This window comes from Comamonas resistens, assembly GCF_030064165.1.
Taxonomy (GTDB): Bacteria; Pseudomonadota; Gammaproteobacteria; order Burkholderiales; family Burkholderiaceae_C; genus Comamonas; species Comamonas resistens.
In genome coordinates this window covers 3,301,714-3,326,233 of record NZ_CP125947.1, presented here as the reverse complement: position 1 = coordinate 3,326,233, position 24,520 = coordinate 3,301,714, and the positions used below count along the sequence as shown (strand labels likewise).

At 62.3% G+C, this 24,520-nt stretch carries 24 protein-coding genes and 1 other RNA gene; 11 read left to right on the top strand and 14 right to left on the bottom strand.

What is annotated here, in order from left to right; translation table 11 throughout:
- Positions 1–72: 72 nt before the first annotated feature.
- Positions 73–168: signal recognition particle sRNA small type (gene ffs, locus QMY55_RS15530), an RNA gene on the bottom strand.
- A 102-nt stretch (positions 169–270) separates the two neighbouring features.
- Between ffs and dnaX the strand changes: the two genes are divergently transcribed.
- The 3 genes from dnaX (at position 271) to recR (ending at position 3,532) form a co-directional block, all read left to right on the top strand.
- Positions 271–2,406, top strand: coding sequence for a DNA polymerase III subunit gamma/tau (gene dnaX, locus QMY55_RS15525; protein ID WP_283485081.1), 2,136 nt, complete (start codon positions 271–273; stop codon positions 2,404–2,406).
- Between the two features lie 27 nt (positions 2,407–2,433).
- Positions 2,434–2,766 carry a YbaB/EbfC family nucleoid-associated protein gene (locus tag QMY55_RS15520; protein WP_158392060.1) on the top strand — a complete coding sequence of 111 codons (333 nt, stop codon included), beginning with the start codon at positions 2,434–2,436 and terminating at the stop codon, positions 2,764–2,766.
- Positions 2,767–2,941: 175 nt separating this feature from the next.
- Entirely contained in the window at positions 2,942–3,532 is a 591-nt protein-coding gene (recR, locus tag QMY55_RS15515; protein WP_283485080.1) for a recombination mediator RecR, read from the top strand.
- Between the two features lie 196 nt (positions 3,533–3,728).
- Here the strand turns inward: recR and QMY55_RS15510 are convergent, their stop codons facing one another.
- Together QMY55_RS15510 and gloB are read right to left on the bottom strand one after the other, a co-directional pair.
- On the bottom strand, positions 3,729–5,243 hold the full coding sequence (locus QMY55_RS15510; RefSeq protein ID WP_283485079.1) for a transglycosylase SLT domain-containing protein: 1,515 nt from the start codon (positions 5,241–5,243) through the stop codon (positions 3,729–3,731).
- Positions 5,243–6,016, bottom strand: coding sequence for a hydroxyacylglutathione hydrolase (gene gloB, locus QMY55_RS15505; protein ID WP_283485078.1), 774 nt, complete (start codon positions 6,014–6,016; stop codon positions 5,243–5,245). Before gloB ends, QMY55_RS15510 begins: the two co-directional genes overlap by 1 nt.
- 19 nt (positions 6,017–6,035) lie before the next feature.
- Here gloB and QMY55_RS15500 point away from each other — a divergent pair, with 19 nt between their 5' ends.
- Together QMY55_RS15500 and rnhA are read left to right on the top strand one after the other, a co-directional pair.
- Positions 6,036–6,953, top strand: coding sequence for a class I SAM-dependent methyltransferase (locus QMY55_RS15500; protein ID WP_283488977.1), 918 nt, complete (start codon positions 6,036–6,038; stop codon positions 6,951–6,953).
- Positions 6,954–6,972: 19 nt separating this feature from the next.
- Positions 6,973–7,422 carry a ribonuclease HI gene (gene rnhA, locus QMY55_RS15495; RefSeq protein WP_283485077.1) on the top strand — a complete coding sequence of 150 codons (450 nt, stop codon included), beginning with the start codon at positions 6,973–6,975 and terminating at the stop codon, positions 7,420–7,422.
- 89 nt (positions 7,423–7,511) lie between these two features.
- Here rnhA and QMY55_RS15490 read toward each other — a convergent pair whose 3' ends face one another.
- From QMY55_RS15490 to QMY55_RS15465, 6 genes are all read right to left on the bottom strand, one after another.
- Positions 7,512–7,838, bottom strand: coding sequence for a thioredoxin family protein (locus QMY55_RS15490; protein ID WP_283485076.1), 327 nt, complete (start codon positions 7,836–7,838; stop codon positions 7,512–7,514).
- A gap of 40 nt (positions 7,839–7,878) precedes the next feature.
- Complete coding sequence (gene moeA / locus QMY55_RS15485) at positions 7,879–9,270, bottom strand: molybdopterin molybdotransferase MoeA (protein WP_283485075.1); 1,392 nt, start codon at positions 9,268–9,270, stop codon at positions 7,879–7,881.
- 95 nt (positions 9,271–9,365) lie between these two features.
- Positions 9,366–10,055: a molybdenum cofactor guanylyltransferase MobA gene (gene mobA / locus QMY55_RS15480; protein ID WP_283485074.1), complete on the bottom strand. Its 690-nt coding sequence runs from the start codon at positions 10,053–10,055 to the stop codon at positions 9,366–9,368.
- Positions 10,056–10,065: 10 nt separating this feature from the next.
- A complete protein-coding gene (moaA, locus tag QMY55_RS15475; protein ID WP_283485073.1) occupies positions 10,066–11,208 on the bottom strand; it encodes a GTP 3',8-cyclase MoaA in 1,143 nt (380 codons plus the stop codon).
- Between the two features lie 99 nt (positions 11,209–11,307).
- Complete coding sequence (locus tag QMY55_RS15470) at positions 11,308–11,889, bottom strand: DUF2889 domain-containing protein (RefSeq protein WP_283485072.1); 582 nt, start codon at positions 11,887–11,889, stop codon at positions 11,308–11,310.
- Positions 11,890–12,032: 143 nt separating this feature from the next.
- The gene (locus tag QMY55_RS15465) at positions 12,033–12,830 is read right to left on the bottom strand and encodes a Crp/Fnr family transcriptional regulator (RefSeq protein WP_283485071.1); all 798 of its coding nucleotides are present in this window, start codon (positions 12,828–12,830) and stop codon (positions 12,033–12,035) included.
- Between the two features lie 127 nt (positions 12,831–12,957).
- Here QMY55_RS15465 and QMY55_RS15460 point away from each other — a divergent pair, with 127 nt between their 5' ends.
- The 4 genes from QMY55_RS15460 to QMY55_RS15445 all read left to right on the top strand — a co-directional run bounded on the left by QMY55_RS15460 (position 12,958) and on the right by QMY55_RS15445 (position 18,395).
- Entirely contained in the window at positions 12,958–13,503 is a 546-nt protein-coding gene (locus tag QMY55_RS15460) for an Mpo1 family 2-hydroxy fatty acid dioxygenase (protein ID WP_283485070.1), read from the top strand.
- 205 nt (positions 13,504–13,708) lie between these two features.
- On the top strand, positions 13,709–14,236 hold the full coding sequence (gene ppa, locus QMY55_RS15455) for an inorganic diphosphatase (RefSeq protein WP_283485069.1): 528 nt from the start codon (positions 13,709–13,711) through the stop codon (positions 14,234–14,236).
- A 233-nt stretch (positions 14,237–14,469) separates the two neighbouring features.
- Positions 14,470–16,227, top strand: coding sequence for a methyl-accepting chemotaxis protein (locus QMY55_RS15450; RefSeq protein WP_283485068.1), 1,758 nt, complete (start codon positions 14,470–14,472; stop codon positions 16,225–16,227).
- A 413-nt stretch (positions 16,228–16,640) separates the two neighbouring features.
- Positions 16,641–18,395 (top strand): methyl-accepting chemotaxis protein, encoded by a 1,755-nt coding sequence (locus QMY55_RS15445; RefSeq protein WP_283485067.1) that lies wholly within the window; start codon positions 16,641–16,643, stop codon positions 18,393–18,395.
- Between the two features lie 58 nt (positions 18,396–18,453).
- On the opposite strand, the gene QMY55_RS15440 is transcribed toward QMY55_RS15445, so the two are convergent.
- Positions 18,454–19,719: a GNAT family N-acetyltransferase gene (locus QMY55_RS15440; RefSeq protein ID WP_283485066.1), complete on the bottom strand. Its 1,266-nt coding sequence runs from the start codon at positions 19,717–19,719 to the stop codon at positions 18,454–18,456.
- A gap of 206 nt (positions 19,720–19,925) precedes the next feature.
- On the opposite strand from QMY55_RS15440, the gene QMY55_RS15435 reads away from it, so the two are divergent.
- Together QMY55_RS15435 and QMY55_RS15430 are read left to right on the top strand one after the other, a co-directional pair.
- The gene (locus QMY55_RS15435; protein ID WP_283485065.1) at positions 19,926–21,572 is read left to right on the top strand and encodes an NAD+ synthase; all 1,647 of its coding nucleotides are present in this window, start codon (positions 19,926–19,928) and stop codon (positions 21,570–21,572) included.
- 50 nt (positions 21,573–21,622) lie between these two features.
- Complete coding sequence (locus QMY55_RS15430) at positions 21,623–21,961, top strand: P-II family nitrogen regulator (protein ID WP_283485064.1); 339 nt, start codon at positions 21,623–21,625, stop codon at positions 21,959–21,961.
- A gap of 135 nt (positions 21,962–22,096) precedes the next feature.
- On the opposite strand, the gene QMY55_RS15425 is transcribed toward QMY55_RS15430, so the two are convergent.
- From QMY55_RS15425 to QMY55_RS15410, 4 genes are all read right to left on the bottom strand, one after another.
- A complete protein-coding gene (locus tag QMY55_RS15425; protein WP_283485063.1) occupies positions 22,097–22,690 on the bottom strand; it encodes an LOG family protein in 594 nt (197 codons plus the stop codon).
- Complete coding sequence (locus QMY55_RS15420) at positions 22,687–23,085, bottom strand: diacylglycerol kinase (RefSeq protein WP_283485062.1); 399 nt, start codon at positions 23,083–23,085, stop codon at positions 22,687–22,689. The genes QMY55_RS15425 and QMY55_RS15420 overlap by 4 nt, the downstream gene beginning before the upstream one ends.
- Positions 23,086–23,097: 12 nt before the next feature.
- Positions 23,098–23,562 (bottom strand): RDD family protein, encoded by a 465-nt coding sequence (locus tag QMY55_RS15415; protein ID WP_407650701.1) that lies wholly within the window; start codon positions 23,560–23,562, stop codon positions 23,098–23,100.
- A gap of 105 nt (positions 23,563–23,667) precedes the next feature.
- Positions 23,668–24,510 (bottom strand): DUF3106 domain-containing protein, encoded by an 843-nt coding sequence (locus QMY55_RS15410; protein ID WP_283485060.1) that lies wholly within the window; start codon positions 24,508–24,510, stop codon positions 23,668–23,670.
- Between the last annotated feature and the right edge of the window lie 10 nt (positions 24,511–24,520).

Sequence of the window (24,520 nt, the reverse complement as noted above, 5' to 3'; positions counted from 1 at the left end):
TGACACAACATATATGGGGGATGTCCTTTGCGGAAGGCTGCCTCTTGTCTCTAAAGAGGATTTCCAGCTAAAGGTGACGAGCCTGATCTCGGCACTGGTTTCACAGTTAGGGCTGCTTGGTTCCCCACCTGACCCGGTTGGCTGCTTCCCCATGCGAGGAGGCCCGTCACCAACGATTATAGGTCGAAAAAGACACATCCCCGGGTTACATGGCAATAGATTCCTGGTGCCGCCTTGTTGGCATGCGCCGGCCCCGTAGAATCGGCGGCTATGTCTTATTTAGTGCTTGCTCGCAAATACCGGCCCCGTACCTTCTCCGAAATGGTGGGGCAGGAGCATGTGGTTCAGGCTTTGACCAATGCGTTGACCCAGCAGCGGCTGCATCATGCCTATCTGTTCACGGGTACGCGAGGGGTGGGCAAGACGACGGTGTCGCGCATTCTGGCCAAGTCCCTCAACTGCCAAGGTGTTGACGGCAAGGGCGGAATCACGGCAACCCCATGCGGAGTTTGCGTGGCATGCACTGAAATCGATAGCGGTCGTTTCCCCGATTACACCGAGCTGGATGCCGCATCCAATCGCGGCGTGGACGAGGTGCAAAGCCTGCTCGAGCAGGCCGTGTACAAGCCGGTGCAGGGGCGCTTCAAGGTCTTCATGATCGACGAGGTGCACATGCTGACGAACACGGCGTTCAACGCCATGCTCAAGACGCTGGAGGAACCGCCTGAATATCTGAAGTTCGTGCTGGCCACGACCGACCCGCAAAAAGTGCCGGTCACCGTGCTCTCGCGCTGCCTGCAGTTCAATCTGCGCCCCATGGCCCCGGATACGGTGCTGGAGCATCTGACCGATGTGCTGGCCAAGGAGAGTGTGCCGGCCGAGCCGCAAGCCCTGCGCCTGCTCTCGCGCGCTGCGCGTGGCTCCATGCGGGATGCGCTGAGCCTGACCGATCAGGCCATCGCCTTTGGCAGCGGCCAGTTGCAGGAAGCCACGGTACGCCAGATGCTGGGCAGCGTGGATCGCAGTCATGTCTTTCGCCTGATCGACGCACTGGCCCAGGGCGATGGGCGCACTGTGGTCGAAACTTCCGAGGAGTTGCGCCACAACGGTTTGTCCGCCGCTTCGACGCTGGAGGAAATGTGCAATGTGCTGCAGCGCATGGCCGTGCTGCAAGCCGTGCCAGATATGCCGCTGGATGCCAGCGACCCTGAAGCGGCCGAGCTGGACCGTCTGGCCGGCCTGATGCCCCGCGACGAGACGCAACTGCTCTACAGCATCTGTCTGCATGGCCGTACCGAGCTGGGCCTGGCGCCTGACGAATATGCGGCCCTGACCATGGCGCTGCTGCGGCTGTTGGCCTTCAAGCCTGAAAACGCCGAAGTCGGCGCGGCTGAAAAAAAAACTCCAGCGCTGAGGCCTAGCCGCCCGGTCAATGCCGCTCCTGCTGCCGCGCAAGGGGGTGCCGCTGTTGCCTCGACCCCGGTTGTGCCTGCGGCTATGCCCGTGCCCGCAGCCGTGGTCGCGAACACTCCGGTGGCCGCTGCTGTGCAGCCCAACCCAGAGTTGGCGACCGAGCCTGTGGCAGATTTGGAGTCAAAATCGGCTGCAGCGCAGATGCAGACTGTGCTGAATGCTTCTGAATCCGTAGCGAAGCCAGCTAACGCTGCGCCAGTCCCTGCAGTGGAGGCCAGTTCTGAAGAGGTGGCAGCCCCTGAGCCGGTGCCAGCGCCGTTGCAGCAGGCCGGATCAGCAGAAGCCGCAGTAGAAGCCGCAGCAGAAGGCCCCGAGACCGAAGAGTCCGGCAATGAGTTCGTTGCCGATGATGCCGGTCCGGATGAAGGTGCCTGGGCCGGAATGCCTGACGAAGGCTGGGCCGATGACGGCCGCTGGGGCGATGATGCCGATGTGGACGTGGGTCTGCCCATGCAGACCATGCCGACGCATCCTCAAGAAGAGCCGGAAGCGCAAACGGGCGGAAATACCCAGGATGCGCCGACGGTCGAGCGCACCAGCGAAGGTGACCTCTGGCAGACGGTGGTGCAAGAGCTGCTGCAAAACGATGCCGTGGTGGCACTGGCGCGGCAGCTGGCATTGCAATCGCAGCTGGTCGCGCGCGAGGGCGATCTGTGGATGCTGCGGGTGGAATCCAACTCGCTGAACCAGGCCGGCGCGCGCGAGCGTTTGCGTGCTGCGCTGGAAGCGGCTGGTCATGCGCGACAATTGCAGATCGAGCAGGGCGCGGTCACGGACAGTCCGGCGCGCCGCCTGGCCGTGGAAAACCATCTGCGCCAGGGGATTGCCGAAGACATTGTGAACAGCAACCCTCTGGTGCAAACCTTGAGGCGGGACTTTGGTGCGAAGATCGTGCCGGGCAGCATCAAGCCAATCTCCATTCAGCCTGAATAAGGCGTTTCAACAAAAGAAGGAATTCTCATGTTCAACAAAGGACAACTCGCCGGTTTGATGAAGCAAGCCCAGGCCATGCAGGACAACCTGAAGAAGGCTCAGGACGAGCTGGGCAATATCGAAGTCGAAGGCGAGTCCGGTGCCGGTCTGGTCAAGGTCGTGATGACCTGCAAGCACGACGTCAAGCGCATCACCATCGACCCCAGCCTGCTGGCCGAAGACAAGGACATGCTGGAAGACCTGGTGGCTGCCGCTTTCAACGCCGCCGTGCGCAAGGCCGAAGAGACCTCCAGCGAGAAGATGGGCAAGATCACGGCCGGTATGCCAGGTCTGCCTGGCGGTATGAAATTCCCGTTCTGATAGCTCCCCCTGAGCGGCGTTGCCGCTTCCCCCAGAGGGGGACGGCGCCATCGCCGCGAGGCGGCTCTTGCCTGGCGCCTCTGGCCTTGGCACATGCCTGTTTTTAGAGGCTTCAGTCGAGCAAACAATGGCGATCTTTGGATCGCCTTTTTTCTGGTGAATGAAAGGACAAGCTGTGTCGGATGTGCAATCTCTGGATGCCTTGATCGAGGCGCTGCGCAAGCTGCCGGGCGTGGGCATCAAGTCGGCTCAGCGCATGGCGTTTCATTTGCTGCAGCGTGACCAGGCCGGAGCGCTGCAACTGGCCAGGGCGCTGGATGCAGCGGTCAATTCGGTGCATCACTGCGAGCGTTGCCATACGTTTACCGAAGGCGCGATCTGCAGCATCTGCGCCGATGCGGGGCGCGATGGCGCGCGGCTGTGCGTGGTGGAGGCGCCTGCCGATCTGGCGGCCATGGAGCGCACAGGCGCTTACCAGGGCTATTACTACGTGCTGATGGGGCGTTTGTCGCCGCTAGACGGCGTGGGGCCCAAGGAAATCGGCATGCGACAGCTGCTGGAGCGTGCCTGTGACGGCGTGGTGCAGGAGGTGATTCTGGCGACCAGCTTTACGGCCGAGGGCGAAGCCACGGCCCATGCCATCAGTGAGGCACTCAAGGCGCGCGGCCTGCTGGTGACGCGGCTGGCGCGCGGTGTGCCGATCGGCAGCGAACTCGAATATGTGGATCTGGGCACGATTGCCCATGCACTGGTGGATAGGCGCTGACTTCAATAAGAATGGCCTCTGGCGCTTATGTATCAAGCGCTTCCAGCTATCAAAACCATAGAAAAAGCCCGCAGCCGGAAATGGTCTGCGGGCTTTTTTGCGGCCGCCCCAGGGCAAAAAGCGGCCCCCTCGGGGGCGGCGTAGGGGCAGCAGCCACACGTAGTGGGCAAGCGTGGGGCATTTTTGCCGGGTTGGCTTACTTGCGTTTCTTGGCGGGTGTGCCACCGCGCGGCTTGGGCTCGTTCTTGCCGCCACGAGGGGCTGCTGCAGCCTTGCTGCTGGTGGCCACCTTGGCCGAGCCACGGCTGGCGGCCGCGCGCGGGCTTGGCTGATGTGCTTCCGCACGGGCCGCGCGGGCAGCGCGCGCTGGCAGATAGGCGATCAACGACTGGCCAGCATGCAGCGAAGCGGTGGATTTCAGATCGTTCCAGTCGGCCAGATTGGAGACGCTGACGCCGTAGCGGCTGGCCACGCTGACCAGGGTGTCGCGCTTGCGGGCCTTGACCGTGGTGCGCACGGTCACTATTTCGGGGGCGAAAGAGATCTGGCCGTTATCGGCGATATGGCCCGGCACGTCGTTCTTGATGCTGGGGTCGCGTGGCACCATCAGCGCCGAGCCGGCCTTGATCAACATGCGGGGCGGAATATTGTTGATGCTGCGCAGATCCGCCTCGCTCAGGCCCGTGCGCTGGGCTGCCTCTGTCACGGTGATGGTGGTGGGCACGGTCCAGACGGTCCAGCTGGCAAACTGGCCATCGGTATAGGCCTGCAGATTGCGGCGGAAGACCTTGGCATTGTCCCAGGGCAGCAGAATCTGCGGCGTGGCGCGCGCGAAGATCACGGGCTTGTGAAAGCTGGGGTTCAGGGCCTTGAAGTCCTTGACGCTGACGTCGGCCAGCTTGGCCACCAGCTCCACATCGATGTCGTGGGGCAGGGTGACGGCCTGGAAATAGGGGTGGTTTTCGATGACGGGCAGCTCGGCGTTGAAGCGCTCGGGGTGGGCCACGATGTTCTTCACCGCCTGCAGCTTGGGCACGTAGTTGCGGGTTTCGGCCGGCATCTGCAAATCGGTGTAGCCCGTGGGCAGGCCCAGCTTTTCGTTGCGCTTGATGGCGCGGCCCACGCTGCCTTCGCCCCAGTTGTAGGCGGCCAGGGCCAGGTGCCAGTCGCCAAACATGCCGTAGAGCTTTTGCAGATAGTCGAGTGCTGCGCGGGTGGAGGCCAGCACATCGCGGCGGTCGTCGCGGAAGATGTTTTGCTTGAGGTCGAAGTAGGTGCCGGTGGCGGGCATGAACTGCCACATGCCGGCCGCCTTGGCGCTGGAGACGGCCTGCGGATTGAACGCGCTTTCGATGAAGGGCAGCAGGGCCAGTTCGCTGGGCATGCCGCGGCGCTCAAGCTCTTCGACGATGTGGAACAGGTATTTGCTCGAGCGCTCCGTCATGCGCTGGATGTAATCAGGGCGGCTGGCGTACCACTGCTCCTGATCCTGGACCAGGTCCTGCTCCAGATCGGGCATGCCGAAGCCGCCACGGATGCGCATCCACAGATCGCCAGTGGCTTCCAGAGAGGCGACTTCGGAATTGCCGATCCTGCCTTGACCCAGAGGTTTGAGCGGGCCGTTGGGATACATGGGGTCGACGCTACTGGTGGTGGCGCAGCCGGTGATGACCAGTACGCTGGATAGCAACAGGGTTTGGAGCAGCTTCATCAAAAAACGTTTTTCCATTGGCGCAGGGCTGCCAGCACGCTGGCGGGCTCTTCGGGCCGGGTGTGAGAGTCATGCTGTACGGCCGCCGCAATCACATCGGCGGCGCGGCTGCGCATGAAGGGGTTGATGGCCAGTTCGATCTGCAGGGTGGACGGCAGCGTGGGCTGTCCCTGCGAGCGCAGTGCCTGGCAGTGTTCCAGGTACTGAGCCAGATCCTGGTTGTTTGGTTCCACGGCCTGCGCAAAACGCAGGTTGGAAATTGTGTATTCGTGGGCGCAGCACACCAGCGTGTTGCCGGGCAATGCCGCAAGCTGGTCCAAGGAGTTCTGCATTTGCGCGGCCGTGCCTTCAAACAGGCGGCCGCAGCCACCCGAGAACAGGGTATCGCCGCAAAACAGAACCGGCTGCTTTTGCGCATGGACGCTGAAGAAAGCGATATGACCGCTGGTGTGACCCGGCACATCGATGACCTGCCAGGGGCCGCCCAGCAGATCGACCGTGTCGCCCCCCTGCACGCGGGAAATGGGTTCGGGCAGGCGCTCGTAGGCAGGGCCCCAGGCAGGAGCCCCGGTTGCCTGCTGCAAGGCCTGGACGCCGCCCACATGATCGGCGTGATGATGGGTGACTAAAATGCCCTGCAGCCGCAATTGCAGCTGGGTCAGGGCGGTCAGCACCGGCTCGGCTTGCCCGGGGTCGACGACTAGGGCCTGCTCGCCGTCATGGAGCAGCCAGATGTAGTTGTCGGAGAAAGCGGGAATAGGCAACAGGTTCATGGGCTGCAAAATTATAGAGATGCAACACTGGACGGACTCAGCCCTTGGGCACTATCTCCTGGAATGGGAGCAGCAGCGCTGCGACGAAGCGGTGGCCGATATCTTTGGCTATCACGCCGTGCAGCTGGGTTTGCCACAGCTCCAGGGGCTGCGTAGCAACCGCATGCCGCATCGTTGGCTGGCGCTGCATGCAGGCGAGACCGTCGCCGATGCAAAAATCGATACAAAAGCAAGCACTGTAGCGCAAGCCGGGCAGGTCAGTGGGGCGGAGCAAGACTTGCCCCGGCCTGGGGATGATGCCGTGCGCCCCTCTTTGGTGACCGATGCTGCGGCTTTGCCGTTTGCCGAAAGCAGTCTGGACCTGCTTCTGATGCCGCATACGCTGGAGTCCTCGGCGGACCCCCATGCGGCCTTGCGCGAAGCGGCCCGCGTTCTGGTGCCGGAAGGCCGGCTGGTGATCTGCGGCCTGAATCCGGCCAGTTTGCTGGGGCTGCAGCGTGGTGTGGAGCGCAGTGCCGGACATTTGCCCGATCTGAGCCTGGGCGTGGGCTACTGGCGGCTGCGGGATTGGCTCAGATTGTTGAGCTTCGAGATCGAAGCCGTGCAATTTGGCTGTTATCGTCCTGCCACGCAAAGTGCGCAGTGGCTGGCTCACTGGCAGTTCATGGAAAAGCTCGGCCATCGCTGCTGGCCGGTGCTGGGCGGTGTTTACTGCGTGGTGGCCGTCAAGCGCGTGCAGGGCATGCGCATGCTGACCCCCAGCTGGCGTGGCCGCAGCGCGCCTGCCGGCATGAAGGCGCCCGTCACCAGCAAACAGCCGCCGGATACGGTCTGGCGCGAGCTGAGCCGACAAAACAAGCACGACTTACGCAAATCAGGTTCAGACAAGAGCTTCGCCTCAAGGGCTGCAGTCCTTGGTGCACCCTTGTTTACGTAAGTCCTAACAAGGAAAGAAATTGAATCAAGTTGTGATCTATACCGACGGTGCCTGCAAGGGCAATCCCGGCCCGGGTGGCTGGGGCGCATTGCTGCAGGCCGGAGCGGCGCAAAAGGAGTTGTTTGGCGGAGAGCTGGGCACCACCAACAACCGCATGGAGCTGATGGCCGTGATCCAGGCTTTGTCGGCCCTGAAAAGGCCTTGCGATGTGGTGCTTTATCTGGACAGCCAGTATGTGCGCAAAGGCATCACCGAATGGATTCACGGCTGGAAGGCCAAGGGCTGGGTCACGGCCTCCAAGGAGCCCGTCAAGAATGCCGAACTCTGGAAGCAGCTGGATGCTCTGGTGCAAGGCAGCGGTCACCGTATTGACTGGCGCTGGGTCAAGGGCCATGCGGGTGATCCTGGCAATGAACACGCCGATGCTCTGGCCAACAAAGGAGTCGAGCTGGCTTTGAAGAACGGCTGATCGGCCATGCAGTCAGAGGCCTGGCGTGAATGGCTGGAAGAAGCGCCAGGTGTTGAGATGTGTCAGCCCTCGGCCACTTCGGCGCGATCTCAGGGGGCGATCAGTGCCAATGCCTGGGCAATCTGTTGCTCGCTTTCGGGGCGAACCAGGCGAGCCACCTCCTTGCCGTCGCGCAGGAAGATCAGCGTAGGCCAGAGCTTGACGCGATAGCTGCGGCCCAGCGGGCGGCCCGGGCCATCCTCCACCTTGATGTGCTGCAGATCGGGGTAAGCCGAGAGTGCTGCCTGCAGCAGCGGCTGCGCACCCTGGCAATGGCCGCACCAGGGAGTGCCGAACTCCAGCAGGTTCGCGCCTTGCAGCGCATCGATGGCCTGCCTGGTGGGTTCTGTGGCCCAGTGGGTGGCTTGGTAGGGCATGGTGCTTCCTCGAAAAAAGACTGGCCTGTGAAATCCGGCTTCAGATCAGCCCGTGCATGGGCAGGACGTGGACATATTCTCCGGGCTGCACATCGCCACGCGCATCATCCAGGACGATGATGCAATTGGCATCGACCATGGAGCTCAGCAGGGCCGAGCCCTGAGGGCCTGTGGTGCGCACGGTGGCCTGCCCCTGCTCGTTCAGATCCAGTACGCCGCGCAGATATTCGGTGCGGCCCTCGCGCTTGCGCAGTCGCTCGCTGCTCAATGCCTGCAGCATGACTGTGGGGGCGGCGCGCTCTCCCGAAAGCAAGGCAAGCGATGGACGTACAAACATCAGAAAGCTGACCATGGCGGCGACCGGATTTCCCGGCAGGCCCAGCAAGACGGCAGGGCGTTTGCTGGACATGGAGATGCTCTGCTTTTCAGAGCTGTTGACGCTTTCTGGTATTGGGCTGATTGCTGATTTTTCGGTGAATCTCTCGGCCACGGGGTTGAGCGCCATGGCCGCCGGTGCCAGCAGGCCAACGGCCAATGGGCGGCCGGGGCGCATGGCTACGCGCCAGAATTGCACCGTGCCCAGGCGCTGGAGCATGGCACGGGTGTGGTCGGCTTCGCCGGCACTGATGCCGCCGCTGGTCAGCACCACATCGGCCAGGGTGGCGGCTTCGCGCAGGCGTTCCTCCAGCGCGGCGGGTTCGTCCGGAACAGAGCCCAGGTCCAGTACTTGAGCGCCCATGCGGCGCAGCAGGCCTTGCAGACTGAAGCGGTTGCTGTCGTAGATGGCGCCTTCGCGCGGCGCCGCGCCGGGGTTGAGCAGCTCGTCGCCGGTGGAAAAATAGGCCACGCGCAGGCGGCGGCGCACCGTGGCCAGGCCCAGGCCCAGGCTGGCCAGCAGACCCAAGGCTGCGGGTGTGAGGCGCTGGCCGGCTGGCAGAGCGACTTCACCCTGACGCAGGTCTTCGCCGCGCAGGCGGCGATTGGCGCCCGGCCTGATGCCGCAGGTGTCAAATTCAATCTCTTCGCCGCAGGCCGTGACCTGCTCGTGCGGCACCACGGTATCTAGGCCGGCGGGCATGACGGCACCCGTCATGATCTTCACGCATTCGCCTTGGGCCAAGGCCTGGGTCCACGGCGCGCCAGCGAGCACGGTGCCCACCACCCGCAGACGCAAGAGCCCGCCATTGACCGAGTCCAGTTCTGTGCCGTCGAAGGCGTAACCGTCCATGGCGCTGTTGTCATGGGGTGGAACGTCGACGGGGCAGGCCACGGGCTCTGCCAGGATGCGATCCAGTGCATCGGACAGGCTCAGTGTTTCCTGCTCGGCCACTGCGCCCAGAGGTTGCAGCAGGGCGCGCAACTGTTCCAGAACCTGGGTTGTGCTCAGATTCTGGGCGGTGGAGGCGGCAGCGGGATGAAAAGTCGCAGTCATGGCGGAAGAAATGAGAAAGCCGCAGAGCCCGATATGCGCGGGGCCGGCCCATGGATTGAAGCAACTTTACGCTTTTGGCGTGGCTTGCCGATGGTTCATGGCTTTGCTGCGGGCATTGCTTGCTCCAGATCATGGAGCTGGGCCAGGGTATTGGCATTGCTGAAGGCCTGGGCGTCCTGGGGGCGGTCAAACAAGGCCGCGATGCAGCGGTGCTGGCGGGTCCAGGCGTCGATCTTGCGGCCGCCCGAAGTGATGAATTCCTCCAGGCTGTCCCTGAGCGAGGCCCGGAGCAGGCAGAACACGGGCTGGGCGCGCAGCTCCGGGAGCTGGCCCGGGCTGGCGCATTCGCCATCGTTCTCGGTTTCGCGGCCATGGGCAATGATGATGTCGGCCTGCATGTCTGCCAGTTGATAGGCCTGGGCCATCACATCCACCAGATCGGCCGGGAACAAAGGCGTGTCGCAGGGAATGCAGAGCAGCCAGGGGGTCTGGCACTGCGTCAGACCCGACAGAAAACCGGCCAGCGGGCCCGGATAGTCAGGCAGGGCATCGCTGCACAGCTGCGCGCCCAGCGGGCGGGCCAGCTCGGCATAGATATCGGCATGGCGGTTGGCGTTGATGAGCAGTCTGCCAACCTGGGGCGCCAGGCGCTTCAGTGCATGAGCGGCCATGGGCTGCCCCTGAAATGTCTGCAGGCCTTTGTCGACACCGCCCATGCGCGAACCGCGTCCGCCGGCCAGCACACAGCCCGTGATGTCTGCTGGCGTGAGGGCAAGGCTCTTCATGTGCGGCGAATCAGCCACCGATATAGCTCATCTCGATGCGGCGGCCGGTGCCTGCGGGCGTGGCATCCGGCGGCATTTCGCTGCGCAACTGGGAGTAGCGGTCGTCGCGTCGCTGCCAGATGGGCGCGATGGCCGAGGCGATTTCGGCATCGCTGGCGCCGCTGCGCAGCAGGCTGCGCAAATCCCAGCCCTGGCTGGCGAACAGGCATAGATAGAGCTGGCCTTCGGTGGACAGGCGGGCCCGGTTGCAGTCGCCGCAGAAAGCGTGGCTCACGCTGCTGATGACGCCCACCTCGCCCAGGGCCGGGTCATGCTGGCCGTTTGCTCCGGCATAACCCCAGCGTACGGCGGTTTCGCCTACGGTGCGGGGCGCCAGGGCAATCAGTGGCAGCTCGGCGCGCAGACGGGCTATGACTTCATCCGAGGGCAGGACCTCGTCCATGCGCCAGCCATTGGTAGCGCCTACATCCATGTATTCGATAAAGCGCAGCGTCACCCCCGTGCCGCGGAAGTAACGTGCCATGGACAGGATCTGGTCGTCGTTGGTGCCGCGCTTGACCACCATATTCACCTTGAGGCCGCTCAGGCCTGCAGCCTGAGCCGCTGCTATGCCGGCCAGCACGTCGGCGACGGGAAAATCCACATCGTTCATGCGGCGGAAAACCGCATCATCGAGGCCATCCAGGCTGACGGTGACGCGGTTCAGCCCCGCGTTTTTGAGCGCTTGCGCCTTGCGCGCCAGCAGCGTGGCATTGGTGGTCAGCGTCAGCTCCAGCGGCTGGCCATCGGGCGTGCGCAGTGCTGCCAATTGCTCGATCAGGGCTTCGATGTTTTTGCGCAGCAACGGCTCGCCGCCGGTCAGGCGGATCTTGCGCACGCCATGGGCGGCAAACAGGCGGGCCAGGCGTGTGATTTCCTCAAAGCTCAGCAGCGAGCTGTGCGGCAGATATTGGTAGTTCTTGTCAAAGACTTCCTTGGGCATGCAGTAATTGCAGCGGAAGTTGCAGCGGTCGGTCACGCTGATGCGCAGGTCGCGCAAAGGCCGTCCCCATTGATCCTGCAGCAGCCCGGTCGGGGTCTGCAGGTTGGGAGGGACGACTGCGGGGCGCGATGCCGCACGTTCATCGACCAGAGGGATCACACGTTCTGCCATGGTGTCCGATTGTGCCGCAAGCTCTATGCCCGGGCTGGGCGCGGGCTTGATTGATGGGATTCCAATTTGATAGCTGCCTGAGCCTGCTGACATTGCGTTTCAGCCGTTTTTCAGGCTTGATGCTGGTTGCTGGACCAATGGCTTCCAGCCCTTGAATTCCGGGTAGAACTCGGCGACCCCGGGGCCGTTGAAGTCCCAGCCCAGGCATTGACCCAGGTGGCGTGGTGGAAGGCCTGAATCATCGGTGTTGAACTGGTTGAGCACGGTGTGAAATGCCGGCGTGGCCATATTGAACAGCAGCTCGCGCAGATGGGTACAGCCCACCACGCCGCCCAGGTTGTCGGCAATGGCGCGGCGCCAGCCTCGGGCGATACAGCAGCCCAGCATCTTCTGCATGGCACGGGTGGCTTCGGGGCAATGGGCCAATGGGTGGTCATCCATGGCGGCTTCGATGCCATGCACCACCATGTCGGCATCGATGGTCAGGCGAATCCACATGTGGTGGATGGGCTTGCCGGCTGGCACTTGGCGGCGGCCGTGCAGCTCGATGTCATAGGTCTTCTGGTCGACAAGTTCGGCTTCTACGTCCCACATGCCGTCATCGCGGGCATAGCCCCGGTATTTGACATCGCGCATGTGGATGGGAAGAGGCGTGCGGCTGGCGCTGGGTGGCAGGGGCATGAGCGGTGATGGTTCTGGCGGGCTGCTGGCCCGCCGGCTTTTTTCGATCGTGGGTGCGGCGCCGCAGTGCATGCAGCGCGGCACTCATTATCGAAGCTGGCAGGGCGCTGTCCAGCGCAAAGAGGACAGAACTGTCCGCGCCGTCAGCCTGTCGGGGCGCGAGTCTGGCCGAAGGCTGCGGCGTCGCGCAGGGCGGGAAGGTCCAGCACTTCCAATCTGCCACGACGCACTTGCAGCCAGCCCGCTTGCTGCAAGTCCTGCAGGATCTGGTTGGTGGTCTGGCGGGACAGGCCCAGCATGCGTGCCAGTTGCTCCTGGGATACCGCCAGTTCGCGGTGGGTGCGCAGGCGGTCGGCCCACTGGTCGTGGCCCTGAGCCATTTGTACCAGCCGGCACATCAGCCGCTGCGGGGCGGGCAACACGGTTTGCTCCTCCAGCGCCGTCAGGCTGGCGCGCAGCTTGTCCGTCAGCAGCAGCGCCATGCTGCGCCAATGATGAGGATGAACATCGAGCCAGTCGCGCAGCGGGGCAATCGGCACCTGCAGCAGCGCGCAGGCCGTGTTGGCATGGGCGTCATGGGTGCGGGGCTCGCCATCGAAGAGGGCGATCTCGCCCAGCCACATGGGCGGCTCCACCAGAGTCAGCAGCGCGGTGCGGGTTTGCTCCTGCAGGCTTGCCGTGCCCGAGATATTGAGCGAGCCGCGCGCCACGGCGTAGATGCCGCATGGTGCATCCCCCCGGCGAAACAGCCATTCGCCAGGTGCCAGAAAACGGGGTCTGGCCATGCGCTGCAACTCCTGGACCAGCTCGGGTGGCAGTGCACGGAACCAGCGACCCGCCTGGACGATGGCCCAGAGGTCATTGGCAGAGGTGGCGGGAAGACTGCGCTTGCGCGTGGGAGCCAGCCCGGACTGCGGGAGAGGAGCTTGTGTCGGTTGCATGACAGACGAGGCGGTTGAGGCTGCGCCACCATGCTGGTGCATGACACAAGGAGATACAGCGATGAAAACCCTAAACGACTTACGCAAGTCAGGTTCAGGCAAAACGTTTGCACCCTGGACACAGGCCTTGCGCATCCTTGTTTGCGGAAGTCCTGCCCTAGTCGATCAGCTCTCCAGCTATGCGGACTACCACCGCGATCCGCGCAACATCTTCACGCATTACATCGGTGTGCCCATGATCATGTGGGCTGTCGTCATCTTGCTGGCGCGCGTGCAGTGGGGGCTGCTGGCCGGTGTGCCGCTGTCACTGGCCCTGGTGGCCGCCTCGGCGGCTGCGGTCTACTACTGCAGGCTCGATCTGCGTTACGGCTTGTTCATGACGGCGCTGCTCGCGACCATGCTGGCTCTGGCCATACCGATTGCCGCGCAGTCCTCGGCGCTCTGGCTGGCGTGGGGGCTGGGCCTGTTTGGCGTGGGCTGGGTGATCCAGTTCATCGGTCACTATTACGAGGGGCGCAAGCCCGCATTTTTTGACGATGTGATGGGGCTGGTGATAGGCCCGCTGTTCGTGGTGGCGGAATTGAGCTTTGCCATGGGGCTGCGCAAGCCGCTGCAAGCCGAAATTGAGCGGCGCAGCGGCCCGGTTCGCCGCAGGGAGCTGGCTGGAGCCTGAGTGGCGCTCTTTGGTGCTATTTTTTTGAATAGCTTTTAGCGTCGATGGATAAATGGCTTGAGGCTGATTTGGCTTGAAACCCTCTGTGGCTGAAGAGCGGTGCAGCTGCATCTTTCAAACATGTAATGCCAGTGTTAGGGTCATGCGCCTAGAATTACGGGGTGACCCCTAGTGGGGCCTTTTTTGTTTTACTTTCCCAACCATCATGTCTCTGAACAATGTGACCCCCGGCTCCAAGGCGCCTGAAGTCTTCAACGTCGTCATCGAAATCTCGGCCAACTCTGCTCCCGTGAAGTACGAAGTGGACAAGGAAACCGGCTGCGTGTTCGTGGACCGCTTCCTGGGCACAGCCATGCACTACCCCGTGAACTACGGCTATGTGCCTCAGACCCTGTCCGGCGACGGCGATCCCGTGGACGTGCTGGTGATGACTCCCTTCCCCCTGCCCACCGGCGTGGTCGTGCCTTGCCGCGCCATCGGCATCCTGGAGATGGAAGATGAGTCCGGTATCGACGGCAAGGTGCTGGCTGTGCCCACACAGAAGCTGCTGCCCGCCTACGACAAGATCAACACGCTGGGCGACATTCATGACCTGACCCTGCAGCAGATCGCTCACTTCTTCGAGCACTACAAGGATCTGGAAAAGGGCAAGTGGGTCAAGGTTCTGGGCTGGAAGGGCGTGGACGTGGCGCACAAGGAAATTGCCGACGGTATCGCCAACTACAAGGGTTGATCCCAGGCAGTAAAGAGTCTCTAACCTGGATGCGCAGCCCTGTTGCGCACAAGGGTTGGATACAATTTGAAACGCGCCAGATTTGCGTCTGGCGCGTTTTTTATTGCCGCCGGGCCGCCCCAAGGCAATAAACCCCCTTGAGGGGGCAGCAGCCACACGTTAGTGGGCAAGCGTGGGGGCTTTTTTATTGCCCGGACAGGCATGAATCGTCCAAGAAAAAACGGGGGGATGGCATGAGTTGGCAGATATCGAACTGGCGCATAGGTACCAAGCTGGGGATCAGTTTTCTGGTCATGGTGTTTTTTTCGGCGCTGTTGGGGTTGGTCGCCTGGCTGCAACTGACACAGATTCATGCGGCCAGCACGGCTGTCTCCGAGGTGGCATTGCCCAGCGTCTACAACGCAGCCTCCATGCGATCCGAATTCAACCGCCTGCGCCGCCATGAGGCTGGCATTGCCACGGCTCGCACGCTGGTGGAAATCGAGGGGTACGAGCAACAGATCCAGCAGCGGCTGAAGACCATCGGCGAGCAGGAAAAAGTGATGGCGGGCCTGCTGGCAGGCGAGGCCCTGCGCGCTGCCTATGCCGAGTACCAGAAGCACAAGGAGACCTTTCTGGACCTGCACGAGCAACTGCTCAGCCGTGCACGCGATGGCCGCTACAACACCGTGGAAGAGCAGGCGGCCATGGCAGACGAGATGGGTCTGTTTTTTGCCGGTGAATCTGAAAGCGCTTTTGCCCGGCTGGCCGAGAGTACAGGCAAGGTCATGACGCTGCAGCTGGACGCTGCGGCCAGCGCGCAGCAGGCGGAAGAATCTGCGTTTGCGTTGGCCCGTTACTGGTTGCTGGGCACGCTGGTGCTGGTGGTACTGATTGCGGCTGCCGTCGGTTTTGCCATGACGCGGGCCATCACCAAGCCTGTGGAGACCGCCGTGAAACTGGCTCAGGATGTGGCTGCGGGCAAGTTGGCCACAGCGGTGCGCAGCCAGCGCCGTGATGAAATGGGCTTGCTGCTCAACGCACTGGAAGACATGCGCCGCCAATTGGCCAGCGTGGTTCAGGAAGTGCGTGGCAATGCACAAGGCGTGGCGCTGGCTTCGGGGGAGATTGCACAGGGCAACGCCGACCTCTCGGCACGCACCGAAAGCCAGGCCAGCGCGCTGGAGGAGACGGCAGCCTCCATGGAGCAGCTGGGTTCTACCGTGCGCCAGAACGCAGACAATGCGCAGACGGCCAACCAGATGGCCAGAAACGCCTCGGATGTTGCAGGCCGTGGCGGGGCCGTGGTCGCCCAGGTGGTGGACACCATGAAGGGCATCAACGACAGCAGCCACCAGATTTCCGACATCATCGGCGTGATCGACTCCATTGCGTTCCAGACCAATATCCTGGCGCTCAATGCCGCGGTGGAGGCCGCCCGTGCGGGTGAGCAAGGGCGGGGTTTCGCCGTGGTGGCCGGCGAGGTGCGCACACTGGCGCAGCGCAGCGCAGAGGCGGCCAAAGAGATCAAGCAGCTCATCAACGCCAGCGTGGAGCGTGTGGAGCAGGGCTCGCAACTGGTGGACAAGGCCGGCGAGACGATGGCAGAGATCGTGACAGCCATTGGTCGTGTGACCGATATCATGGGTGAAATCAGCGCTGCCAGCCGCGAGCAAAGCCAGGGTGTGGCACAGGTGGGCGAGGCTATTACCCAGATGGACCAAAGCACGCAGCAAAATGCCGCGCTGGTCGAGGAAAGTGCTGCTGCGGCCGATGCTTTGCAGCGTCAGGCCCGTGCGCTGGTGGATTCCGTTGCCATTTTTCAGCTGGGTAATGATGCTGCGGCTCAGTTCAATTCTGTCCAGCCCAGCGCCGCCCCTGCAAGCAGGACCGCTGCTGTGCCGCGCTCCCCCGTAGTCAAGGCGGCAGCCGTTTCAGCGCCCGCCGCCGTGGCTGCGCCGCGAGTGGCGAATGCGGTCTCGCTGGACGACTCCAGCTGGGAACAGTTCTAGTTTTTCCACCAGCCGCCTGGTGAAAAAGCCTCTGTGCTGCCGGCAGCCAGAGGCTTTCTTTTTCACTAGGTACAGAGTGAGTCACCTGAGCGTCAATAAATGTGCGGCTCCCTCTTGATGTTCCTGCCGAACCGAAATTTGGTTCGGGATTTTTGCTTTGCTAATCAACGAGATTCCATTGTTTTTCGGAGCGCGTCTGCATCTTGGCTGGGCTGACAAGGGTGCGGGTCGAATTTATGAAGAAACAATTAAATACAATCAATTGAAGCGCAGTACTGGCATGGATAAAACGCATGCAGCATGTGCGTGATGGCTGGCCTGGCCAGATGAGAATATGAATTAATCATTGAATGCCTTATTGCTTGGCAGCACAGCATTCGTCCACATTTTCAGGGACAGAGGGAGCACTTGGGATGAAGAACATCAAAATCTCCACGCGCATCTTGGGACTCATCAGCATTCTGGTGCTTTTGCTCGTGGTGGTGGTCAGCATTGCTTTGATGCAGCTGCGCTCCATGCGTGGAAACACCGAAACCATTACCGGCAACGCACTGCCCAGCGTGGAAACCATCAACACCATCAGCACCGAGCTGGTACGCGCGCGTCTGCTGGAATTGCGTCATGTCAACAGCTCCGACGCAGAGCAGATGGCGCAGGTGGAAAAGCAATATGCCGAACTGCAGGTGCGCCTGGCGGCGGACAAGAAATTCTATGAGCCGCTCATCATCTCTCCGGAGGAGCAGGGCCTCTATAACCAGTTCATCAAGGAGCGTGAGCGCTATCTGGAATTGAGCACGCAGTTGCTCAAATTCTCGCATGACGGCGAAAAGGACAAGGCCAAGGAACTCATGGCCGGTGAATCGCTGACGCTCTATAACCAGTCCACGGCCACGCTGGAGAAATTGGTCAAATACAACAGCGATATGGCGCGTGCCGAGACCAAGGCCTCGAACGAGGTGTACGACCGTGCGGTCGTGATGCTGGTGGGAGCCACCGTGGTGGCGCTGCTGCTGGCCGTGATTGCCGGTATCTGGCTGGTGCGCTCCATCCGTGCGCCGCTGGAGCAGGCGGTCAAGGCGGCCGACCGGGTGGCCAACGGTGACTTGAGTGCCGACATCCGGGCCACGCGTCATGACGAAACCGGTCAGTTGCTGATGGCTCTGGAGCGCATGCAGACCAGCTTGGTGCAGACCGTGCGTTCGGTACGCCTGAACGCCGAAGGCGTGGCTTCGGCCAGCTCGCAGATTGCCTCCGGTAACGCCGATCTGTCCAGCCGTACCGAAGAGCAGGCCAGTGCGCTGGAGGAAACCGCTGCCTCGATGGAACAACTGGGCTCTACCGTGCGTCAGAACGCCGATAACGCCCGCGCCGCCAATCAGATGGCGGAGAACGCCTCGAAGGTGGCGGCACAGGGCGGTGCCGTGGTGGCCGAAGTCGTCGAAACCATGAAGGGCATCAACAACAGCAGCCACCAGATTGCCGACATCATCTCGGTCATCGACTCCATTGCTTTCCAGACCAATATCCTGGCGTTGAACGCGGCGGTGGAAGCCGCTCGTGCGGGCGAGCAGGGCCGTGGCTTTGCCGTGGTGGCGGGCGAGGTGCGCACGCTGGCCCAGCGCAGCGCCGAAGCTGCCAAGGAAATCAAGGCGCTGATCACCACCAGTGTGCAGCGTGTGGAGCAAGGCACGCAGCTGGTGGACAAGGCCGGCAGCACCATGGAGGACATCGTGACGGCGATTCGCCGCGTCACCGACATCATGGCGGAGATCAGTGCGGCCAGCCAGGAGCAAAGCCAGGGCGTGGCCCAGGTGGGCGAGGCCGTTACGCAGATGGACCAGACCACCCAGCAAAATGCTGCGCTGGTGGAGGAAAGCGCCGCAGCCGCAGGCGCGCTGCGCAAGCAGGCCCAGGAACTGGTGCAGGCCGTTGCCGTCTTTCAGTTGCCGCCCCATGCCATGCATGAGCGAGGCGCGCATTCGGCGGCGGTGCCGTCTGTTGCCAGCTCTGCCTCCCGTCCGGTTGCTAGCCCGACTGCCAGCGCAGCCATGCCGGCACCACGCCGACCGCTATCGCCCAAGACTGTGCCGCAGCCGGCACCTCAGGCGCTAACGGGCAGCACATCGCGCAAGACCTCAAGCACCGAGGACGACTGGGAAACTTTCTGATTGGTATGGCTGAGACCGCCGTGTCTCTTCCTCTTGGGCCGCTGCAAAGCGGCCTTTTTTATGGTTGCGGCTCCCTTGTCTGGCGCAGCGGGCTGTGAGCCTGCAGCATTTGCAGATAGTCGGCCATGCCTTCGCCTTCGCGCTCCAGAAAGCGGGCAATGGCATCGGCAAAGGCCGGGTGAGCCACCCAGTGCGCGCTGGGTGTTTCCATGGGCAGCAGGGCGCGGGCCATTTTGTGCTCGCCCTGGGCGCCACCTTCAAAGCGGCCGTAGCCGTTGGCAATACACCATGCTATGGGCTGGTAGTAGCAGGCCTCGAAATGCAGGCTGTCCACCCTCTCCAGTGCTCCCCAGTAGCGGCCGTAGGCTACTTTGTTATTGATAGCTGCTGACGCTTGATTGGAAATGATTTCAGAATGGTTTAACGCTGAAAATGGGGGCTGGTCAGCGCTGACCGCTATCAAACTGCAGGCAATAGGGCGGCCATCCCGTTCCGCAATGAACATCACCCAGTTCTCGGGCATGGATTCGCTCATGGCCGTAAAGAACTCCGGCGTCAGATAGGGCGGGTTGCCGTGCTCCAGATAGGTGCGCTCATAGCAGCGATAGAAAAAAGCCCAGTCGCTGGCCGTAATCTCTTTGCCTTGCAGGCTTTTGAAGCGCACGCCGGCTTCACGCACCTTGCGCCGTTCCTGGCGGATTTTTTTGCGCTTTTCCTGCTGCAAGGAAGCCAGAAAGTCATCGAAGTCCAGAAATGCCTGGCCCATGGCAACCGGTTCGTTGGCACGTTGCCCGTTGGTCCAATGAAACTGCACGGTGCTGCGCTGCATCCAGCCAGCGGCATGGCAGGCTTGCAGATCATGGGCATCGCCAAACAGCAGGTGCAAGGACGATAGCTGTTCATCCTCCGCCCATTGCTGCAGCGCCTGAACCAGTGCCATGCGCAACGGCTGGCTGCGTGCCAGCAGTCTGGTGCCGGGCACCGGTGTGAACGGTACGGCGACGATGGCCTTGGGGTAGTAGGGCAGGCCATGCTGCTGATAGGCACGAGCCCAGGCCCAGTCGAACACGTATTCGCCGTAGGAGTGGCTCTTGAGATAGACGGGGCAGGCGGCCAGCAGCTCATCTCCATCCCAAACCGTGATGACGCGGCAGGCCCAGCCCGTCTGGGCGCTGGCGCTGCCGCTTTGTTCCATGGCGGCCAGGTATTCGTGGCGCATGAAAGGCGTGGGCGTGGGCTGGCAGGCCAGCAAGGCATTCCAGGTTTGTGCGTCCAGCTGCTGCACGCTGGCAAGCACGCGAGTGATAATCTTGTTTTCGGCCATGCCCTGATTGTCTGAGAACGTGTTTGCGATCTTGCGCGAAGGGGTGTGGGATGCGGATCGGGATGGGCTGCTAGGCGCAAACCGCAGCAATAGTTTGGCTATTGCGAGGATTTGCAACAACGCAGACCGCCCGAGGCCGCGACTACACACCCGCGTGGAGATCGTAAACACGTTCTTAGGTGGCCCTCGCACCCAGCTTGCTTTTCATGACGCTCTCCATCTGCTGTGCCCAACGCAATTTCGTCGTGGGCGACCTCTCTGGCAATGTCCAGAAAATCATTGATGCCGCTGAACAGGCCCATGCCCAGGGCGCGCGCCTGCTGCTGACACCCGAGCTTGCGCTGTGCGGCTACGCTGCCGAAGACCTGTATCTGCGCCCTGCATTTATCGCCGCCTGCCAGGAGGCGCTGGAGCAGCTCAGGGCTGCCAGCACCCGGTGGCCTGGCCTGGCGTTGCTTATCGGTCATCCCCGGCAAGATGCTGCGGGTGCTCCATTGTTCAATGCTGCCAGCGTGCTGTGCGATGGCCAGCTGATGGCCAGCTATGCCAAGCAGTTGCTGCCCAATTTTGGCGTGTTCGACGAGCAGCGCTATTTTGCAGCCGGTGATCAGCCCTGTGTGGTGGACATCGATGGCGTGAACATTGGCCTGCTGATTTGTGAGGATGCCTGGCACTCGGGCCCGGCAAAAGCCGCAGTGGATGCTGGCGCACAGCTGCTGGCAGTCATCAATGCATCGCCATTTCATGCAGGAAAGCAGGCAGAGCGCGAGGCAGTACTTGCGCAGCGTGCTACAGAAACAGGTGTGCCACTGGTCTATGCCCATCTGGTGGGTGGACAGGATGAGGTCGTATTTGACGGCGGCTCCTTCGCCGTGCAGGCCGATGGCCAGATCGCTGCGCGCGCTGCTGCATTTGGCGAAGACCTGCTCCTGGTCAAAGCGCAGGCAGTTGGCGGGCGTCTGGCTCTGGCTGGCGAAATCCAGCCTGCGCCTGCTCACCATGAGGCGTTATGGTCGGCTCTGGTGCTGTCCGTGCGCGACTATGTGGGCAAAAATCGTTTTCCCGGTGCCATCATCGGCTTGTCGGGGGGCATGGATTCGGCCCTGGTGCTGTCCATCGCCGTCGATGCGCTGGGTGCAGACAAGGTGCGCACGGTGATGATGCCCTCGCCCTATACGGCAGACATCAGCTGGCTGGATGCGCGCGAGATGGCCGAGCGCGTGGGCGTGCAGCATGAGGAAATCAATATCGCGCCCCAGTTCGAGGCCTTCAAGGCGGCGCTGGCTCCGGCTTTTGCGGGCCGGGCCGAGGACACGACCGAGGAAAACCTGCAGGCGCGTATCCGCGGCACCCTGCTCATGGGCATGAGCAACAAGTTCGGCTCCATTGTGCTGACCACGGGCAACAAGAGCGAGATGTCCACCGGCTACTGCACGCTGTATGGCGATATGGCCGGTGGCTTTGCGGTCATCAAGGATGTGTTCAAGACCGAGGTGTTTGCGCTGGCACGCTGGCGCAATGCCAATGACCCGTTCGGCACGGGTCTGGATCCCATTCCCGAGCGCATCATCACGCGCCCGCCCAGTGCCGAGTTGCGCCCCGACCAGAAAGACCAGGACAGCTTGCCTGCCTACGAGGTGCTGGACGCCATCGTGGCTCGCTATATGGAAAACAATGAGAGCATAAGCTCCATCGTTGCCGAGGGTTTTGCAGCGGCCGATGTCGAGCGGGTCACGCGTCTGATACAAATCAATGAATACAAGCGCCGCCAGGCACCCATAGGCCCGCGTCTGACTGTTCGCAGTTTTGGCAAGGACTGGCGCTATCCCATCACCAACAAATTCCGCGCCTGAGGCCAGGCCTCAGACGCGATGCCGATTCAATTTAGTCAGGAGTTAAGCCCATGAAAATGATCACAGCCGTCATCAAGCCATTCAAGCTCGAGGAAGTGCGCGAGGCGCTGGCCGAATGTGGGGTGAATGGCCTGACCGTGACGGAGGTCAAGGGCTTTGGTCGTCAGAAGGGGCACACCGAGCTGTACCGCGGTGCCGAGTATGTGGTGGACTTTCTGCCCAAGGTGAAGATCGAGGTGGTGGTCAAGGACGAAGACGCCGAGCGCTGCGTGGACGCCATCGTCAATGTGGCACGCACCGGCAAGATTGGCGACGGCAAGATCTTCATCACGCCCGTGGAGCGTGTCGTGCGCATCCGCACGGGCGAGCTGGACGACTCGGCGATCTAATCTTCCCCCTTGAGGCGCTGTGCGGGGACGGCACCATCGCTGCGGGGCGGTGGGGCCGCCTAGGCCCTTGCCTGTTGTTCCTGATTCAGGGAGCGATTTGAGCAGAGGCCAGCAGAAAAGCTGGCTTTTTGTTATTCAGATCACGGATCTCAGGTTGGGGGTGTCGAGGCGGGTGCCTGAGTTCTGAACCATGTTCTGCAGCAGGGCCGGGGCGTCACTGCTGCTTTCGATCAGGCCCATCTGCCACTCACCCATCAGGCCATTGCTGACGCACGATTGCAGAAACTGCAGCATGGCGTCGTAGTAGCCATCGACATTGATCAGGCCGATGGGCTTGTCGTGATAGCCGAGCTGGCGCCAGGTCCAGACCTCGAACAGTTCCTCGAAGGTACCTATGCCGCCGGGCAGTGCCACAAAGGCATCGCTGCGCTCGGCCATCATGGCTTTGCGCTCGTGCATGTTCTTGACGATATGCAGCTCGTCGCAGGCCTGGTTGGCCAGCTCCTTGTCCACCAGTGCCTGGGGAATGATGCCGACGACGCGGCCGCCAGCCTGGCGTGTGGCTTCGGCCACCACACCCATCAGGCCGCTGCGTCCGCCACCATAGACCAACTGGCCGCCGCGCTCGCCAATCCATTGGCCGGTGGCCTTGGCGATTTCGGTAAATTGAGGATTGGTGCCGGGGCGCGAGCCGCAGTACACGCAGATGGAAAAAGCGGGATTTGTCATGCAATGAATCGGTGATAGAGCGCAGCGGCCCAGACGGCGCCGCATAGCCACAAGGAAAGGAATACGGCAGCCGTGCCCATGTCCTTGGCTTTTTTGGAGAGCTCGTGCCATTCCAGGCCCACGCGGTCAATGGCCGCCTCGATGCCGGTGTTGAGCAGCTCCACGATCAGCACCAGGATGGCGGTGCCGGCCAGCAGCGCTGTCTGCTCCCAGCTCTGGCCCAGCCAGAATGCTGCGGGTACCAGAATAAAGGCACAGATGACTTCCTGGCGGAAGGCTGGCTCGAACCAGGCGGCTTGCAGGCCCTGTAGCGAGTATTTTCCGGCATGCAGAAAGCGTGACAGCCCGGTGCGGCTTTTTTGTGGATTGACAGGGTCTTGCTGAGGCAGGGTCATGTGGAAAGGTGATTAGCGAATACGCTTGGGTGCGGGCTCTTGGTGAATCAGTCGCGTGCCGGCCCAGGCGTCGTGCCAGAACTGGCGTTGTGGGTGAAAGCGGCTGAGCAGAGCCCAGATCAGGACCCAGCCCATGAGCAGGATCAGCACTTCCAGTGGCGGCAGGCCCAGAGGATAGAGCACGGCCAGCGGTGGCAACCACCACATCCAGCTGGCCGCATAACGCAGCAGGGCGCGGGTCTGAGTCAGAGGGCGGCCCGCTGCATCCACAACGCGGATATGCCAGGTTTTCATGGCCAGGGTCTGACCCTTGCTCCAGAACCAGACAAAGTAAATTCCCAGCACTACCAGCATGAAGGCCTGCAGCGCGTGGCGATTGTCCAGCGCATTGCGCGTTTGCGACAGGGTGCTGAACAGATAACCGGCAATAAAGATCACACCAAACAGCAGCATGCCCTCATAAAGCCAGCAAGCCATTCTGCGGCGCAGGCCGGGTGCTATCAATACTGGGGTGTCGGAAGGGGCGGTGTTGCCCTCGCGAGCCGGTAATTCTTGCTGCATGAGGGCATTGTAGAGGGCACTTTAGTTGCCCTGAAGGCTGCTGCCCTGGCTCGAACCTGATTCTTGCGCTGGCGCATCGAGTGGCGGCAAAGTCGTGGGGGTGGCGCGGGGAATATCCACAGGCGCCGTCTCGACGATGATGGACGGAGTACGCACAGGATGTGTCTCCACCATGGCCGGAGTGGCGGGCACCGGTGGCGGCGGGTGGTGAATGGTGGCGGGGGGAATCTTGGGCAGATTCGGCACATTGCTGGGGGTGGCTGTCGCCGCAGGAATACGGGCCAGTTTCTTTTGGGGGATGGGTTTGATGGCCGGAGCGACCGTCACCACCTTGGGGGCGGCGCGAGCCGCCAGCATCCGCTTTTCCTCGTCGCTCAGCGCCTGATAGGCTTCCCATTGAGCCTGCTTGTCGGTGGCCAGATTGTTGGTGATGGCGAAGTTCAGCCGGGCCTGGTTGCGTTGGGCTGCGCTCAGGCTGGACCAGGATTCCATGCGGCTGCGCAGCTTTTCCTGCTCGCGTTCGCTGAGCTTGTCAAAGCCGTCTGCCAGCGCCATCCAGCGGCGCTTTTGGCCGGCGCCAATCATGGGCCAGCGTTCTTCCAGGGGCTCCAGAACGTCGCGCTGATGGCGGCTGAGCTCGGCCCAGCGCGGCCCGGCCGCCATGGCGGAGGTTTTCTGGCGGGTGCTGGGGTCAGCGTGAACAGCCTTGGAGGCCGCAACCGTGGCAGGCGGAACGGAGCTTGGGGCCAGTCGCACCTGCTGCACCACATTCCAGCCTGTGTAGCCCAGGGCTATCAACAACATCGCCGCCATGATGGCGGCGCTGTTGACGGGTGGCAAAGAGGTGCGGTTTTCAGAAGGCATTCAGACAGTT